General features: G+C 73.6%; 17 protein-coding genes and 3 tRNA genes. 3 read left to right on the top strand and 17 right to left on the bottom strand.

Translation table 11 applies throughout. The annotated features are described in order from the left end of the window. Window positions 1-454 precede the first annotated feature (454 nt). From ABWI04_RS26245 to ABWI04_RS26230, 4 genes are all read right to left on the bottom strand, one after another. Entirely contained in the window at window positions 455-1,318 is an 864-nt protein-coding gene (locus tag ABWI04_RS26245) for a HEAT repeat domain-containing protein (protein WP_353834103.1), read from the bottom strand. A 64-nt stretch (window positions 1,319-1,382) separates the two neighbouring features. Beyond that, window positions 1,383-1,463, bottom strand: coding sequence for a putative leader peptide (locus ABWI04_RS26240; protein WP_143227168.1), 81 nt, complete (start codon window positions 1,461-1,463; stop codon window positions 1,383-1,385). A gap of 57 nt (window positions 1,464-1,520) precedes the next feature. Continuing rightward, window positions 1,521-3,710: an ATP-dependent DNA helicase RecG gene (gene recG, locus ABWI04_RS26235; RefSeq protein WP_353834102.1), complete on the bottom strand. Its 2,190-nt coding sequence runs from the start codon at window positions 3,708-3,710 to the stop codon at window positions 1,521-1,523. A gap of 32 nt (window positions 3,711-3,742) precedes the next feature. After that, entirely contained in the window at window positions 3,743-5,320 is a 1,578-nt protein-coding gene (locus ABWI04_RS26230; RefSeq protein ID WP_353834101.1) for a DAK2 domain-containing protein, read from the bottom strand. 185 nt (window positions 5,321-5,505) lie between these two features. On the opposite strand from ABWI04_RS26230, the gene rpmB reads away from it, so the two are divergent. Further along, the gene (gene rpmB / locus ABWI04_RS26225) at window positions 5,506-5,700 is read left to right on the top strand and encodes a 50S ribosomal protein L28 (RefSeq protein WP_067632165.1); all 195 of its coding nucleotides are present in this window, start codon (window positions 5,506-5,508) and stop codon (window positions 5,698-5,700) included. A gap of 105 nt (window positions 5,701-5,805) precedes the next feature. Here the strand turns inward: rpmB and thiD are convergent, their stop codons facing one another. The 3 genes from thiD to ABWI04_RS26210 all read right to left on the bottom strand — a co-directional run bounded on the left by thiD (window position 5,806) and on the right by ABWI04_RS26210 (window position 8,589). Beyond that, window positions 5,806-6,609: a bifunctional hydroxymethylpyrimidine kinase/phosphomethylpyrimidine kinase gene (thiD, locus tag ABWI04_RS26220; protein ID WP_345174937.1), complete on the bottom strand. Its 804-nt coding sequence runs from the start codon at window positions 6,607-6,609 to the stop codon at window positions 5,806-5,808. 66 nt (window positions 6,610-6,675) lie between these two features. Then, a complete protein-coding gene (locus ABWI04_RS26215; RefSeq protein WP_345174935.1) occupies window positions 6,676-7,566 on the bottom strand; it encodes a cellulose binding domain-containing protein in 891 nt (296 codons plus the stop codon). Between the two features lie 102 nt (window positions 7,567-7,668). Continuing rightward, window positions 7,669-8,589, bottom strand: a complete 921-nt coding sequence (locus ABWI04_RS26210) for a thiamine-phosphate kinase (protein WP_345174932.1) — start codon at window positions 8,587-8,589, stop codon at window positions 7,669-7,671. A gap of 133 nt (window positions 8,590-8,722) precedes the next feature. Between ABWI04_RS26210 and ABWI04_RS26205 the strand changes: the two genes are divergently transcribed. Both ABWI04_RS26205 and ABWI04_RS26200 read left to right on the top strand, forming a co-directional pair. Continuing rightward, the gene (locus ABWI04_RS26205) at window positions 8,723-8,956 is read left to right on the top strand and encodes an Lrp/AsnC family transcriptional regulator (RefSeq protein WP_345174931.1); all 234 of its coding nucleotides are present in this window, start codon (window positions 8,723-8,725) and stop codon (window positions 8,954-8,956) included. Beyond that, window positions 8,949-9,422 (top strand): DUF3515 domain-containing protein, encoded by a 474-nt coding sequence (locus ABWI04_RS26200; protein WP_378189363.1) that lies wholly within the window; start codon window positions 8,949-8,951, stop codon window positions 9,420-9,422. The genes ABWI04_RS26205 and ABWI04_RS26200 overlap by 8 nt, the downstream gene beginning before the upstream one ends. Window positions 9,423-9,438: 16 nt before the next feature. On the opposite strand, the gene ABWI04_RS26195 is transcribed toward ABWI04_RS26200, so the two are convergent. From ABWI04_RS26195 to ABWI04_RS26150, 10 genes are all read right to left on the bottom strand, one after another. Then, entirely contained in the window at window positions 9,439-9,993 is a 555-nt protein-coding gene (locus tag ABWI04_RS26195) for a Cif family virulence factor (RefSeq protein WP_345174927.1), read from the bottom strand. Beyond that, entirely contained in the window at window positions 9,990-10,184 is a 195-nt protein-coding gene (locus ABWI04_RS26190) for a ferredoxin (protein WP_345174925.1), read from the bottom strand. The genes ABWI04_RS26195 and ABWI04_RS26190 overlap by 4 nt, the downstream gene beginning before the upstream one ends. Next, window positions 10,181-11,521 (bottom strand): lanosterol 14-alpha demethylase, encoded by a 1,341-nt coding sequence (gene cyp51 / locus ABWI04_RS26185; RefSeq protein ID WP_345174922.1) that lies wholly within the window; start codon window positions 11,519-11,521, stop codon window positions 10,181-10,183. The genes ABWI04_RS26190 and cyp51 overlap by 4 nt, the downstream gene beginning before the upstream one ends. Continuing rightward, a complete protein-coding gene (locus ABWI04_RS26180) occupies window positions 11,518-12,297 on the bottom strand; it encodes an SDR family oxidoreductase (RefSeq protein WP_345174921.1) in 780 nt (259 codons plus the stop codon). The genes cyp51 and ABWI04_RS26180 overlap by 4 nt, the downstream gene beginning before the upstream one ends. Continuing rightward, the gene (locus ABWI04_RS26175; protein ID WP_345174919.1) at window positions 12,297-13,493 is read right to left on the bottom strand and encodes a cytochrome P450; all 1,197 of its coding nucleotides are present in this window, start codon (window positions 13,491-13,493) and stop codon (window positions 12,297-12,299) included. Before ABWI04_RS26175 ends, ABWI04_RS26180 begins: the two co-directional genes overlap by 1 nt. A gap of 10 nt (window positions 13,494-13,503) precedes the next feature. Further along, entirely contained in the window at window positions 13,504-14,091 is a 588-nt protein-coding gene (locus ABWI04_RS26170) for a TetR/AcrR family transcriptional regulator (protein WP_345174917.1), read from the bottom strand. Between the two features lie 59 nt (window positions 14,092-14,150). Further along, window positions 14,151-14,234 (bottom strand) — tRNA-Tyr (locus tag ABWI04_RS26165). 25 nt (window positions 14,235-14,259) lie between these two features. Next, window positions 14,260-14,332: transfer RNA gene (locus ABWI04_RS26160), tRNA-Leu, on the bottom strand. A gap of 5 nt (window positions 14,333-14,337) precedes the next feature. Beyond that, a tRNA-Leu gene (locus ABWI04_RS26155) sits at window positions 14,338-14,411 on the bottom strand. 229 nt (window positions 14,412-14,640) lie between these two features. Further along, window positions 14,641-15,167: DUF4190 domain-containing protein (locus ABWI04_RS26150; RefSeq protein ID WP_353834099.1), on the bottom strand; the 527-nt coding region annotated here is incomplete at its 5' end.

Below are 15,167 nucleotides of genomic sequence, written 5' to 3'. Positions count from 1 at the left end.
ATTGAGGCTGTTGCGTGGTTGCGGCGGTGGCTGAGGTCTGCGCAGAAGGATGAGATCGAAGACGGGGCGTAAGCAATAAGCACAGCGGGCCGCCAGCGCCGTGCCACGCTGACGGCCCGCTCGCGGCCGGTACCACCTCCGGACCGAAGGACCGGCCACGTCACTCTCGCGACCGCCCACGAAGCCGAGTTCGAGCGAGCGCGAGAACTCCTCAGCGCCTAGCGAGCCGCCAGGCGAGCCGTGCAAGACAACAGAAACCCACTACTGCGACGACCTCAGCCACCTCAGGACCACGCGACAACCTGGGGGCCGCGATCGCGTCCGAAGGCAGGTTCGAGCGAAGCGAGAACCTGATCGCGCAGCGAGCCGCAAGGCGAGACGGAGCGATGCCAGCGATCGCCCGCTTTTATCGACGATGGAGGGCCGCCAGGCCCGAAGGAGGAGAAAAAAGCAATTAAGCAAGACTCCAGCGGGCTTGGGTTCGGACGCCTGGGTCGGGGTCGGCGAGGGTTTCGGTCAGGGCGGTCACTACCTCCGGGTTGTCGGTGGCCCACTGTTCGAGGGCCTGGACGGCGGCTCTGCGGACGTCGACCGTGCGGTCGTGCAGGGCCTTGATGAGGGGTTGGACGGCGACGTCGGGGCGGGCCTGGGCGAGGGCGCGGACGGCGTGGCAGCGGACCTGCCAGTTGGTGTGGGCGATCGCGGTGACGACGCGTCCTTCGAGGGGTTCGGGGATGCCGAGTTCGGCGGCGGCGGTGAGGGCGGCGATGCGGACGACGGGGTCGTGGTCGGTGAGGAGGTGTTCGAGCGCGGGGAGGCCGGAGGGGTGGGCGAGGCGGCCGAGGCCTTCGGCGACGGCGACGCGGACCTCGCGGGAGGGGTCGTCGGCGGCCTCGGCGACGCGGGCGGTCTCGCGCAGCGCGATGAGGCCGAGGACGGCCTGGATGCGGACCTGCGGTTCGTCGTCCTCGAAGCCTTGGGCGTACAGTTCGCCGGCGCCTTTGGCGAGGATGCCGATGAGGTCGGCGGCGGTGTCGCGGACGGCGGTGTCGCGGCCGCGGGCCGCGGCGAGGAGCAGGGCGTCGACGCCGTCGTCGCCGAAGTAGAGCTCGGGCAGGTCGCGCAGGGCGTCGGCGGCGACGCGGCGGACGTCTTCGTGTTCGTCGGCGAGCGCCCAGGCGAAGGTGTCGCCGGTGCCGCGGGGCGCTTCTCCGGCGCGGGCGGCGCGGGCGAGCGCCGTGAGGGCGCCGACGCGGGTCGCGGGGTCGGGGTCGCGGAGGGACGCCTCCGCCTGGTCGAGCCGGATGCTTCGAGTCATGGGGGTGGCCTCCTGGTCGGCCGTCGGATCCGGAGGCGGGCAGGGGCCCGCCGGGGGCTCGGGATCAGCGACGGGAACACAGGGCGCTCGCCTGGCGCCGGAGGTCGACGTGGAGGCGGGCGATCAGCGCACGACTCGGGTTCACGCGTTCATCGTGTCCCGCCCGGGCGCTGTTGTCAACCAAATAGGTCGGCAATACCGGTTATGTCTTCTCCAGGAAGTCCGCGCGCTCCTCGTCCAGCAGGGACGCCAGGACGGTGGCCAGGCCGGGATGCTCCGACAGGTCCGGATCGGCCTCGACGAGCGCGGTGGCCTCCTCGCGTGCGTCGCGGATGACGTCCTCGTCGCGCTGGAGCGTGAGCAGCCGCAGGCTGGACGAGCGGCCGGCCTGCGCGGCGCCGAGCACGTCGCCCTCGCGGCGCTGCTCCAGGTCGAGCCGGGACAGCTTGAACCCGTCGGTGGTGGAGGCGACCGCGTCCAGCCGCTCGCGGGCCTTGCTGCCCGGCGCGGCGTCGGTGACGAGCAGGCAGAGGCCGTGCAGGGAGCCGCGGCCGACGCGCCCGCGCAGCTGGTGGAGCTGGGAGACGCCGAACCGGTCCGCATCCATGATCACCATGACGGTGGCGTTGGGCACGTCCACGCCGACCTCGATGACCGTGGTGGCGAGCAGGACGTCGAGGTCCCGCGCGGTGAAGCGGCGCATCACCGCGTCCTTCTCGTCCGGGTGCAGCTTGCCGTGCAGGACGCCGATGCGCAGCCCGTCGAGGAGCTCCTCCAGCTTCGGCAGCACCTCCATGATCCCCAGCGGGGACCGGCGCTCGCCCTCCTCGGCGACGACGGCGTCGCCCTCGTCGCCCTCCTGCTCGCCGATGCGCGGGCAGACGATGTAGATCTGCCGGCCGTTCGCCGCCTCCTCCTTGATGCGCTCCCAGGTGCGGGCGAGGAACGCGGGCTTCTCCGGCGGGACGACGTGCGTCTGGATCTGCGACCGGCCCGCCGGGAGCTGCCCGAGCACCGACGTCTCCAGGTCGCCGAAGACAGTCATGGCTACGGTGCGCGGGATCGGCGTCGCCGTCATGACCAGCACGTGGGGACGGCCGCCGTCGACCTTCTCGCGCAGGGCGTCGCGCTGCTCGACGCCGAACCTGTGCTGCTCGTCGACCACGACGAGCCCGAGGTCGGCGAACTGGACGGTCTCCTGCAGCAGCGCGTGGGTGCCGACGACGATCCCGGCCGCACCGGACGCCGCCTCCAGCAGCGCCTCCTTGCGCGCCTTCGCCCCCTGCGACCCGGTCAGCAGCGCCACCCGGGTGGCGTGCTCGGCGCCGCCGATCTGCCCGGCCTGCGCCAGGTCGCCGAGCATCCCGGTGATCGACCGGTAGTGCTGCTGCGCGAGCACCTCGGTCGGCGCCAGCAGCGCCGCCTGCCCTCCCCCGTCCACCACCTGCAACATCGCCCGCAACGCGACCACCGTCTTTCCGGCGCCGACGTCGCCTTGGAGGAGGCGGTGCATCGGGTGGTGTTCGGCCAGGTCGGCGGCTATCTCGTCGCCCACCTGGCGCTGGCCCTCGGTGAGTTCGAAGGGCAGGCGCGCGTCGAACTCCGACTGGACGCCCTCGAAGGAGAGGGGGCGGGGCTTGGCGGGCAGGGCCGCGGCGGCGACGCGGCGCTGGGCCAGGGCCACCTGGACGACGAAGGCCTCGTCCCACTTGAGGCGGGCCTTGGCGCGGCCGAGCTCGTCCCAGGTGCGGGGGCGGTGGATGCCCTCGTACGCCTCCCGCAGGCCGATCAGGTGGCGGCGGCGCAGGAGCGCGGCGGGCATCGGGTCGTCCGGCAGGTCGAGCTGGCCGAGAACGGTCTCGACGGACGTGCTGATCGCCTCGATGGGCAGCGACTTGGCGGACGGGTAGATCGGGATGATCTCGTCGGCCCACTCCTGCGCGGCCTCCTCGGCGCCCTTCTCGTGGACGACCTTGTACTGCGGGTGGGTCAGCTGCCGGACGGTCCTGCCGCTGCGGGGCACGTAGGTGCTGATCTTCCCGGCGAACAGGCCGCGGGTGCCCGGGGACAGCTCCTTCTCGGGACGGTAGGAGCCCTTGCGGCCGAAGAAGCTGAGCTTGAGCTCGCCGGTCCCGTCGGTGACGGTGATCTCCAGGACGTACCCGGGGCTGCGGGTGAGGGAGCGGCCCTGCACCTTCACGACCTCGGCCATGACCGTCACGTGCTCGCCGTCCTGCAGGCCGCTGAGCTGCGTCAGCTCGCCGCGGTGGGCGTAGCGGCGCGGGTAGTGGTGCAGCAGGTCGCCGACCGTGTGCAGGTCGAGGCCCTTCTTCAGCGCGTTGGCCGTCTTGTCGCCGAGGACCTTGCGCAACGGCTCGTCGAGAGTTGCCACGGGTCTTTTCTAGCCGATGGGGACGACGGGAATCACTCGACGCCGATGAGGAGGGGGTAGCGTTCCTGGTCGCCGGCGTAGACGCCGACCTCCGCGTCGGGGCGCCGCCGGCGCAGATGGTCCTCCAGGCCGGCGGCGAGGCCGGGCGGGGCGTGCCGGCCGGGGATCAGCGTGACCAGCTCGCCGCCGCCCGACAGCATCCGGTCGAGGACGTCGCGGGCCACCGCGGCGAGGTCCGCGCCGATCGTCGCGACGTCGCCCTCGATCAGGCCGAGGACGTCGCCGGGCTGGCAGAGGCCGGCGCTCGTCACCGCCTCCTGCGCGGCGACCTCCAGGTGGCCGAAGCGGGTGGCGCCGGCGGCGCGGGTCATCTCGATCACGTCCTCGGCGAAGCGGCGCAGCGGGTCGTGCACGGCGAGCGCCGCCATGCCCTGGACGGACGCCTTCGTCGGGACCACCGCGATCCGCGCGCCGCCGTCCCTCGCGCGCTCCGCGGCGGCCTCGGCGAGGGCGAGGACCTCCGGCTCGTTCGGCAGCACGGCCACCTCGTCGCCCGCGGCGAGGATGGCCTCGGCGAGCACCGCGAGGGGCGGGACGGCTCCGGGCTCGCGCCGCACGACCCGGGCCCCGCTCTCCTCGAACAGCGCGGCCAGCCCGTCGGCGGCGGTGACGGCGACCACCGCGCGGCCGGTGTGCGGCGCGTGCGGTCCGCCTTCGGCGGCGTCCAGGTAGGTGACGCGGATCCGGTGCGGGCGTCCCGCCGCCATGCCCGCCTCGACGGCGGCCCCGGCGTCGTCGACGTGGACGTGCACGTTCCACAGCCCGTCGCCGCCGACGACGACGAGGGAGTCGCCGAGGACGTCGAGGCGTTCGCGCAGGGTGTGGACGGCGCCGTCGGGCGCGTCCAGCAGGTACATCACCTCGTAACCGAAGCCCTGCGGCGCCCGGGTCCGGCCCGCGGGCGCGGGCGTCCCGGCGGTGCGGGGCGGGACGTCGTACCGCTCGGGGTACTCGTCGGTGATCACGGCGGCGAGGGCGTCGAGCACCACGCAGAGCCCGGCCGCGCCGGCGTCCACGACGCCGCTGCGGGCCAGCACCTCCAGCTGGCCGGGGGTGCGGCGCAGCGCCTGCCGGGCGCCCGCGGCGGCGGCCCGCGCGGCCTCCGGGAGCGCGGTTCCGGGTGCCGCCGCGCAGGCCGCGGCGGCTTCGGCGAGGACGCTCAGGATCGTGCCCTCGACGGGATGCTCGACGGCGCCGCGGGCCAGGACGGACGCGTGGTCGAGGGCGGCCGCGAGCGACGCGCCGTCCGGGGGCGCCTCCAGCGGGCCGAGGACGTCGGCGAGGCCCCGGAACACCTGGCTCAGGATCACACCGGAGTTGCCCCGGGCGCCGAGCAGCGCGCCCTGCGCCAGGGTCCGCCACGGGTCCGCGCCGCCCGGCGGCTCGTCGAGGGCGTCGGCCGCCGCGACGACGGTCAGGTGCAGGTTGGTGCCGGTGTCGCCGTCCGGGACGGGGAACACGTTGAGGGCGTCGATCTCGGCTCTCGTCCGCCCGAGGGCCTCCGCCGCGAGCCTGCACCACCGCCGCACCGCCGCATGGTCGAGGGCCACCGTGCTCCCTTCCGCGCCGCCGGGTCGCGGCGCCGCCGATTCGCTAACCCGTCGCGCTGTCGGCTAGTCTGGTCCACGCGCCACGTTCGTGGCGCTCATCAGTGAGCGTCCATGATGCCCGGCCCGCCCGAGGCGGCAGCCGGGTGGCGCTCCGATCAGAGCATCGACACCACTTGGAGTTTCCCGTGGCTTCCGTCTGCGACGTCTGCGGCAAGGGACCCGGTTTCGGCATGCGCGTCTCCCACTCGCACCGCCGCACCCCGCGCCGCTGGAACCCCAACATCCAGCGCGTGCGCGCCGTCGTGAACGGCAGCACCAAGCGGATCAACGCCTGCACGTCCTGCATCAAGGCCGGCAAGATCGTCAAGCCGACGGTCTGAGCCCGGCCGGGCCGCCCCGGCGGGGCGGTCCGCTTCACGGCTTCGGTCGGCTCATCGGGATTCCCGGTGAGCCGACTTTCGCGTTCCCGGGGGTCGCGGCGCCGTTCAGTCGCGGTACCGCCAGGCGTGGTCGACGGGGCCGATGCCGGCGCCGAGCGGGAAGCCCGCCGCGATCGCGCCCGTCACGTACTCCTTGGCCTTGGCCACCGCCGCCGGGACGTCGTCGCCGAGCGCCAGGTGCGAGGCGATGGCGGACGCGAGCGTGCAGCCGGTCCCGTGGGTGTGCCGGTTGTCGTGCCTGGGGGCGGTGAAGCGGTGCTCGCGCTCGCCGTCGAACAGCAGGTCGGCGGGCTCGCCCGGCAGGTGGCCGCCCTTGATCAGCACCCAGGCGGGGCCGAGCGCCTTGACCGCCTCGGCGGCCTCGCGCAGCCCGGACTCGTCCACGACCTTGACGCCGGTGAGCTGTTCCACCTCGTACAGGTTGGGCGTGACGACGGTCGCGGCCGGCAGCAGCACCGAGCGGACGGCGTCCACGGCCTCCGGCGCGAGCAGGGAGTCGCCGTGCTTGGAGACGCCGACCGGGTCGACGACGGCGGGGGCGCCGGACGCGGCGAGCGCCTCGGCGACGACCTCGACGAGGGCGGTCGACGCGAGCATGCCGGTCTTGATCGCGTGGACGCCGATGTCGGACAGGACCGAGTCGAGCTGGGCGCGCACGGCCTCGGGGGGCAGTTCCCAGTAGCCCTGGACGCCGAGGGAGTTCTGCGCGGTGACGGCGGCGACGACGCTCATCCCGTGGACGCCGAGCGCGAGCATGGTCTTCAGGTCCGCCTGGATGCCGGCGCCGCCGCCGGAGTCCGAGCCCGCGATGGTGAGCACGAGGGGCGGGGCGGAGGCAGTGCGCGTCATACAGCCCACTTTATGGTGATCTGTGGGAAGCGGCGATCCGGCGGAGGGCGTCTCCCGGAGTGCGCCTCAGACCAGCGTGCAGGGCAGCTTGTTGAGGACGCAGGCGGACGGCCTGGACGGAGCGCCCAGCGCGGCGAAAACGATCCGCACGGAGCCGCCGGGCGCGATCGCGGTGCGGCCGCGGACGAAGGGGACCCGGCCGGTCCGCACGACGGTGGCGCCCTGCACGGCCGTGACCGAGACGTTCGGGATCTTGAAGGCCAGCGCCCACGCGCTGACGGGCCGCTGCCCCTTGTTGGCGATGGTGGCGGTCGCCTTGAACCCGCCGGGGGTGCGGGAGGCGACGCGGAACCCGATGACGAGGCCGTCGGGGCGTCCCGCGCCGCGGCTGGCGCGCCCGCCGGGGCCGCGCTGGGTGATCTGGTTGTCGCGGGGGTCGGTCTGGGAGGTCTTCGGGGAGCCGCCCGCGAAGTTGAGGGAGATCTGCTGGGTGCTCAGCGCGTAGGAGACGATCCCCACGGCGATGACGAGCGCGACGATCGGGAGCAGCGGGAGCGGGAGCACGGAGACGATCTTCGTCCAGCCGCTCCTGCCGGAGCCGTCCGCGGCGGAGTCGCCGGACTCCGGGGCGCCGGGCGTGCCGCCGGGTTCGGGCGGCAGCTCGCGCGGCTGCTCGGGGAACGCCGCCGCGGGAGCGCCCGGGTAGTCGCCGGGGTAGTCCCCGGGGAGCGGGGCGAAGCGGTACGGGTCGGGCGGCGGGTCGTGCTGACGCTCGGTGACCGGCGGCGTGCCCGCCCTGACCTGTTCGTGCGGCGAGACGTACACGCGGTCGTCGGTCGGCCCGGAGAAGAGGTCGTAAGAGGGGTCGACCGGAGCCCCGAAGTACGGCCCTCGCGACGCTTCCGCGCCCGGTACGGGGTCGTCGTCCGGTTGCTCAAACCTGGAGTGTCGTCCCATCCCATCCCTCTTCGATCACAGGATGTATACCAAACCCGTCCCAAGCATGCCTACCGGATGTGTCAACGCACACGGCTGTACGCGCTGACTCCGCCGGGGTGTTCAGCCTGGGAAATGATCCCATGCTCCGGGGGGCGGCGGGTGCCCGTCCACGCGCACCCCGGCCCCTTCGGCGACGGTCCCGATCCGCCTCCAGGAGGGCGGCAGGACGGCGTCCGCCGGGTACGTCCCGGCGAACGCGTGGTCCTCACCGCCGGTGAGCGCGCGGCGCAGCCCGTCCGGCCCGAGGATCTCCGGGACGGGCACGGAGGCGGAGTCGAGGTCGATCCGGACGCCGCTCGCGGCGGCGATGTGCCCGAGGTCCTGGACGAGCCCGTCGCTGACGTCGAGAAGCGCGGTGGCGCCGTGGGTCCGCGCCTCCTCCCCGGCGGTGTAGGGCGGCTCGGGACGCCGGTGCGCCGCGATCAGCTCCTCGGGCCCGTCCCGCCCGGCCTCCAGGAGCGCGAGCCCGGCGGCGGCGAAGCCCAGCCTGCCCCGGACGGCCACGACGTCGCCCGGGCGCGCCCCGGACCGGGTGAGGGGCGCCGCCCCGCCGAGGTCGCCGAGCGCGGTGATCGCGAGCGTGACCCGCGGCGCGGCCACGACGTCGCCGCCCGCGACGGACGCCCCCGCCGCGCGGCACTCGTCGGCGAGGCCGTCGTAGAGCCGCTCGGCCCAGTCGGCGCGGGTCGCGGGCGGGGCGGCGAAGCCGACGAGCAGCGCCGTGGGGTTCGCGCCCATGGCGACGACGTCGGCGAGGTTCTGCGCGGCGGCCTTGCGCCCGATGTCGTAGGGGCCGGACCAGTCGAGGCGGAAGTGCCGCCCCTCCACGAGCAGATCGGTGGTGGCGACGACGCGGCCGTCCGGCGCGGCGATCACCGCGGCGTCGTCGCCGGGGCCGAGCCGGACCGCCGGGCCCTGGGGCAGCCGCCGGGTCAGGCGGCCGATCAGGCCGAACTCGCCCAGCTCCCCGATCGTGCCCATTTGCGCCGTTCCCCCGCTTTCCCGGTTTTCTCCCGGTTCGTACCGGGCACGCCGTACCCCGACCGCCCGCGGCGGCGCGTAACACGATACGGTGAACCTTCCGACGGTTGATTCTCCGCTTGGGGAGGACGTGATGGTGCAGGCCTACATCCTCATCCAGACCGAAGTCGGCAAGGCCGCCGAGGTGGCGGACCACATCTCCGGCATCACCGGCGTGACCCGGGCGGAGGACGTCACCGGACCCTATGACGTGATCGTCCGAGCGGAGGCGCGGAATGTGGACGAGCTGGGCAAGCTCGTCGTCGCGCAGATCCAGGGCGTCGAGGGCATCACGCGGACCCTCACGTGCCCGATCGTCCATATCTGAACGTTCCGCGGCAGCGCACCGCTCCCTCGCCGTCCTCGGCTGCCTGGCGCTGTTCGCCGCGGCGTGCGGAGACGGGACCGTGCAGGTTCCGGTTCCGAACCCGGACGCGGCGACCCGGCGGCTCTGCCAGGGGCTGCGGCTGCCCGAGAAGGTGCACGGGCAGAAGCGCCGCGACACCTCCCCTGACTCGCCGCTGACCGCCGCATGGGGCTCCCCCGCGATCGCGCTGCGCTGCGGAGTCCCCCTGCCCGCCACGCTCCGCCAGACCTCGGAGCTGGTGACCATCAACGGGATCGACTGGTTCGGGCAGCCCTCGGAGCGGCCGGTGACCTTCACCGCCGTGGGGCGGCAGGCCTACGTCGAGGTGACGGTGCCGCCGAAGTACAACCCGGCCGGCGACGTGCTGATCGAGCTCGGGCCGGCGATCAAGGCGACGATCCCGGCGAAGCCCGAGGGCCAGATCTGACCGGCGGCCCCCCGGGTCACCAGATCGGGACGGGGCTCTCCCCCCGCGGGTAGTAGCCGGGGATCGGCTCGCCGGACGCCGCCCGCTCCAGCCGCCGCTTCATCCCGTCCGACAGCACCCCGGCCTTCATCATCTCGACGAACACCGAGGTGACGTTGCCGAGGTCGAACCAGTCGCGCTGCCACGACCACCGCCGGTCCCCCGCGTAGCGGAACCAGGACCCGCCGATGCCGAGCACCTCGTAGGGGGTCCCGTCGGGGCGGCTCGCGTCGGCGACCTGCTTCCAGAACCCGACGACCTCGCCCTTGCGCTCGTCGATCAGGATGCTCTGGTACGGATACGTCCAGCCGTCCAGGCCGCCCATCTCCGAGCCGAGCGCGATGTCGCGGATCTCGTCCCGGCCGACGGCCATGAAGTCCTGGTCGGGGCCGATGTTCCAGCCGTAGGTGGCGTCCTCGGTGTAGAGGTCGGCGAGCGGGCGCCAGTCGCCGGCCTCCTCGCAGCGGCGGTTGGCCTCCAGCCAGTGCTCGACCATCGCGTCGAGCTCTTCACGGGGGAACGCGGGCATCATGTCTCCAGCAGTCTGAGGGCCTGGGTCGGGCAGTAGCGGACCGCGGAGGCCACCTCGGCGCGCATGCCCTCGGGCGGCTCCGCGTCCAGGACGCGGACCTTGCCCTTGGGCGGCACCTCGAAGACGTCGGGGGCCTCCAGCTCGCACATGGCGTGTCCCTGGCACAGGTCCAGGTCGGCCTCGATCCTCACCGGCGCCTCCGGCGGTAGCGGACGGCGCAGGGCTGGGCGAGCTGGACGACCATCTTCGAGTGGTCGTCGCGGTAGCTCTCCGGCGGCTGGGCGGGCTCGAACTCCCAGTCCCGCAGCAGCACCGAGAAGATGGCCTTGAGCTGCATCATCGCGAAGTTCGCGCCGACGCAGCGGTGCCGGCCCGCGCCGAACGGCACCCACGTCCAGCGGTGGAGCACGTCCTCCTCGCGGGGCGCGGCGTAGCGCTCGGGGTGGAAGGCGTCGGCGTCGGGGAAGTCGGCCTCGATCCGGTTGGACACGGCGAGGCCGCAGCCGACCATGGTGCCCGCCGGGATGCGGTGCCCGACCACCTCCTGGTCGGACTGCGCGACCCGCAGCAGCAGGATCAGCGGCGGATGCAGCCGCAGCGCCTCCTTGATCGCCGACTCCAGGTTCGGGATGGCGCGCAGCGCCTGGAAGGAGACCTCGCGGCCGTCGGCGTACAGCTCGTCCAGCTCGCGGACCACGCCGTCCAGGACGCCGGGGTGGCGGAGCAGCTCGATGAGCGTCCAGGCGGCGGTGCCGGACGTGGTGTGGTGCCCGGCGAACATCATCGAGATGAACATGCCGGTGACCTGGTCGGCGTCGAACTTGAGCGTGCCGTCCGCGTCCCGGATAGACATCAGCACGTCGAGCAGGTCGCGGTCCTGCCTGGGCGGGTTCGGCGACCGCGAGTCCATGATCTGCTGGACGAGCTCCACCAGCGCCGCGCGCGCCGCGTCCCGCCGCCGGAAGCTCTCGATGTCGGCGTGGGGGTCGACGTAGGCGATCGCGTCGGTGCCGCGTTCGAGGTCGTGGTACAGGTCGGCGAACCGGCGGTCGAGCTGCTCGCGGAACTTGCGCCCGATCAGGCACGCGGACGAGGTGTAGATCGTCAGCTCGGCGAAGAAGTCGAGCAGGTCGATCTCGCCCTCCTCGCCCCAGCCGGCGACCATCCGGTCGACCTCGGCGGAGATCGTCGCGGCGTGCCCCTTCATGAACGAGCCCTTGAGGGCCTGGTTGTGCAGGGCCTCGCGGCGCTGCTCCGGCGTGGCGTCGAACACCACGCCCTCGCCGAAGATCGGCGTCATGAAGGGGTAGGCCTCGGCCTGGTCGAGCTCCTCGTCGGGGGCGCGGAAGAAGAACTCGTTGGCCTCCGCGCCCGACAGCAGCACGACGCGGCGTCCGGCGAGGCGGAACTCGCCGACGTCGCCGCACTCCTCCCGGACCCGCCGCATCAGCCCGATCGGGTCCGAGCGCAGCTCCTCCAGGTGGTCGGGCCCGCCCGACACGACGCGCGGCTCCACCAGTGCGGTCACGACTCCTCCAACGGTGCTTCGGGCTGGACCTCGACGAGCCGGAGATGGGCGCCGCGCGGGGTCGCGACGATCGCGGCGACGGCGGCGGCGACGTCGGACGGGCGCAGGAAGTAGGGGTGGCGGGCGTGGCCCCACCTGGCCCAGTCCTCCAGGACGGCGCCGGTGGTCTCCGCGTCCCAGCTCATGCCCATGCCGGTCGCGGTCGGCCCCGGCCGGACGACGGACGCCCGCACGCCCGTCCCCTCCAGCTCCATCTGCATGGTGCGGGCCATCCCCTCGACGCCGTTCTTGGCCGCGACGTAGGCGCCCGTCCAGGAGCGCGGCGCGGGGACGGTGTCGGAGGAGACGAACACGATGTCGCCGCGCCGCCGCGCCACCATCTGCGGGACGAAATGCGACACGAGCCGGTGCGCGCCGACGAGGTGGACCTGCACCTGCGCGAGGAACTCGGCGGTGTCGAGCTCGTGCAGGCGCCCGGCGGACAGGTCGCCGGCGCTGGAGACGACGACCTCGACGGGGCCGAGCGCGTCGGCGGCCGCCGCGGCGAACGCCTTGACCGAGTCGGAGTCGGCGACGTCCAGCGGGTGCGCGAACGCCTCTCCCCCGCCGGCCCGGACCGTCGCGGCCAGCTCCTCGCACTTGTCGACGCGCCGCGCGCCGAGCGCGACCGGGTGCCCGGCCATCGCCAGCGCCGTCGCCGTCGCCGCGCCGATCCCGGAGGAGGCGCCGGTCACCACGGCCGTCCGCCGCCGCGGATGGGGGTCGAACCTGGGCATCAGCGCACCTCCACGCGCAGGGGCAGGGCGGCGAAACCGCGGACGTTCACCGAGTGCACGCGCTCCGCGCCGTCGTGGTCGACCTCGTAGGAGGAGACGCGGCGCACGAACTCGGTCAGCGCGATGTGCGCCTCCAGCCGCGCCAGGTTCGCGCCGAGGCAGAAGTGCCGTCCGCCGCCGAAGCTGACGAGCTGCGAGGTGTCGCGGTCGAGGTCGTAGGCGTCGGCGTCGGCGAACGCGCGGGGGTCGCGGTTTGCCGATCCGACCAGCAGGAGCACGCGGTCGCCCTCACGGACGCGCCGCCCGTGCAGCTCGACGTCGCGCACGACCTTCCGGGCGAGCATCTGGCTGGAGGTGTCGTAGCGGAGCGTCTCCTCCACCCAGTCGTCCACGCGGGCCGGGTCGCGGAGCGGCTTGGCGCCCTGGTCGGGGTTGCGCGCCCCCCAGTACAGGGCGTTGGCGAGCAGCTTGGTGGTGGTCTCGTTCCCGGCGACCACCATCAGGAACAGGAAGGCGATGACCTCCTCGTCCTCCAGCCGGTCGCCGTCGATCTCGGCGTCCAGGAGCGCGGAGGTCAGGTCGCCGGCCGGCGCGCGGCGCCGCTCGGCGACCATGTCCTGGTAGTAGCCGGCGAGGGTGAGCGCCGCGTCCATCCCCGCGGGCGGGACGTCGTTCAGCCCCTCCTCCCGGTGGACGACCGTGTCGGCGAGCCGGCGCACCTCGGCCCGGTCGGCCTCGGGGACGCCCATCATCTCCGAGATGACGTCCATGGGAAGGAGGCCGGCGAAGTCGGAGACGAAGTCGAACTCGCCCTTCTCCAGGGCCGGCTCCAGGTGGCGCCTGGTCAGCGCGAGGATTCCGTCCCCCAGCTCCTTGACCCGCCGTGGCGTGAACCCCTTGGACACCAGGGCGCGCATCCGGGTGTGGCGCGGCGGGTCGAGCGCGAGGAACGACATCGTCCGGGGCGCGTGGGGGCCCCAGGCGCTCGGCTCCACCGAGACGCCGTGGGAGTTGGAGAAGGTCGCGTGGTCGCGGAAGGCCGCGGACACGTCGGCGTGCCGGGACAGCGCCCAGAAGCCGATCTCGTCGTTGCGGTAGAGGGGCGCCTCCTCGCGGAGGCGCGCGTAGAGGGGGTAGGGATCCTCGTGGACGGCGTAGTCGAAGGGGCTGTAGGAGACCTGCGCGGCAGGGTCCACGGCCGTCACCTCACTCGGGGGGTTCGGGCAGGATGAGCTCCGCCATCTCGGCGAGCCGGTCGGCCATGCGGGCGTAGGAGGTGTAGCCCATGCCCGCGTACAGGAGCGCGCCGGTGTAGGCCAGTTCCAGCGCGCCGAGGATCTTGGGGTCGTCGTGCTCGCGCAGCGCCGCGCGGAGCCGTTCGCGGATCGCGTAGCCGATCCGCGTCCGCAGTTCGCGGACGTCGGGGTCGGTGCCGAGCAGCGCGGTGGTGCACGCCGCCGCGAGGTCCGGCTCGTCCGAGACCAGCAGCGCGATCTCGCGGAGCGTCCCCACCACCCGTTCGCGCAGCGTCCCGTCCGCCTCGACGGGGGGCAGGGCGCTGAGCCGCCGCCAGAACACCTCGGTGATCAGGTGGTTCTTGGAGGCGAAGTAGGTGTACGCGGTCGCGGGCGCCACGCCGGCGCGGCGGGCCACGTTGCGGACGGTCAGGCCCTCGTAGCCGGTCTCGGCGACCTCCACCACGGCGGCGGCGGTCAGCCGCCGCACCGTGTCGGCCTGCCGCTCGGTGAGGCGGCGCCGGGTGGGCTCGGTCAGGGGTTCGGGTTTTCCGGACACGTGTCCAGACATTAGTTCAGAACCGGACCGCGCGCAACGCCCCGGCGCGTCGTCCCCGGTGAGGCGGGTGGGATTCGAACCCACTCAGTCAGCGACACTTGGGTTACAGCCAAGCCCGACTCTCCGAACGTCGGCGCCGCCCCTCGCGCGGGCCGCGGGCCCGCGCCGTACCTCCGGAGGGATTCGAACCCCCAGCGCACAGCACCTCATGCTGCCGTCTCTGCCGTTGGACTACGGAGGCATGCGTGCGGCTCCCGGGATTCGAACCCGGAACGTCCACTTCCTGAAAGTGGTCTCTCTGCCGGTTGGAGTAGAGCCGCGGGGAACTCGCCTGGACGGGCGTCGCTCGCGGCGGCTCGGCCGGGGCCTCTAGGAGACGGGATACCGGCCGGGGCGGGCGTGCGACGCCGAGGGCAGTCGGAGTCGATACTGCTCCAGAGCCATGGCCGGTCCTCCTCTCGGGCGTCTCGCGTCACCGTCCCTGTCTCGGACGGGCTGACGTCGTCAACGGTGCCACCGGCGGCGCGGCGGCCGCAACGGGTTTTCGGCTCAGTTCTCGTCCGGCAGGGCCGCGCCGAACGCGACCAGCGCCCAGAACGCGACCATGATCCAGCCGAGCGCGATCCCCGTCACCGCGAGCCCGAGCCCGCGCTCGCCGGAGCGCCGCAGCCGCACCCAGGCCATGTGCCCGGCGACGATCGCGGGGATGGACGGCAGCCCGCAGGTGATGAGACCCACCGCGCCCATGGACACCGCGTAGATCGCGAGGCTGTTCATGGGCGGCTTGCCGTGCGCATGACGCGCGGCCGTGTACTGGTGGGGCGCCTGGGAAGGGTGGCCCTGGTAGCCGGTCTGCCCCTGGTAGCCCGTCTGCTGCTGGTACCCGGTCGGCTGCTGGTAGACGGCCTGCCGGGCGTCGATCGCGTCGGCGTAGCGGCTCCAGCTCTCCGCCTCGGCGGTCCGCCCCTGCCCGCTGAGCAGGACGGCGAGGTTGCGCATCGCGGTGGGGTCGCCGGCCTGCGCGGCCTGCCGGTACTGCCCCTCGACGAGCGCCGCGGCCTCCCCCGCGGCGAGGG

Source organism: Actinomadura sp. NPDC000929 (assembly GCF_040492065.1).
Lineage (GTDB): Bacteria > Actinomycetota > Actinomycetes > Streptosporangiales > Streptosporangiaceae > Spirillospora > Spirillospora verrucosospora.
This window is presented reverse-complemented; position numbering and strand designations above follow the sequence as displayed.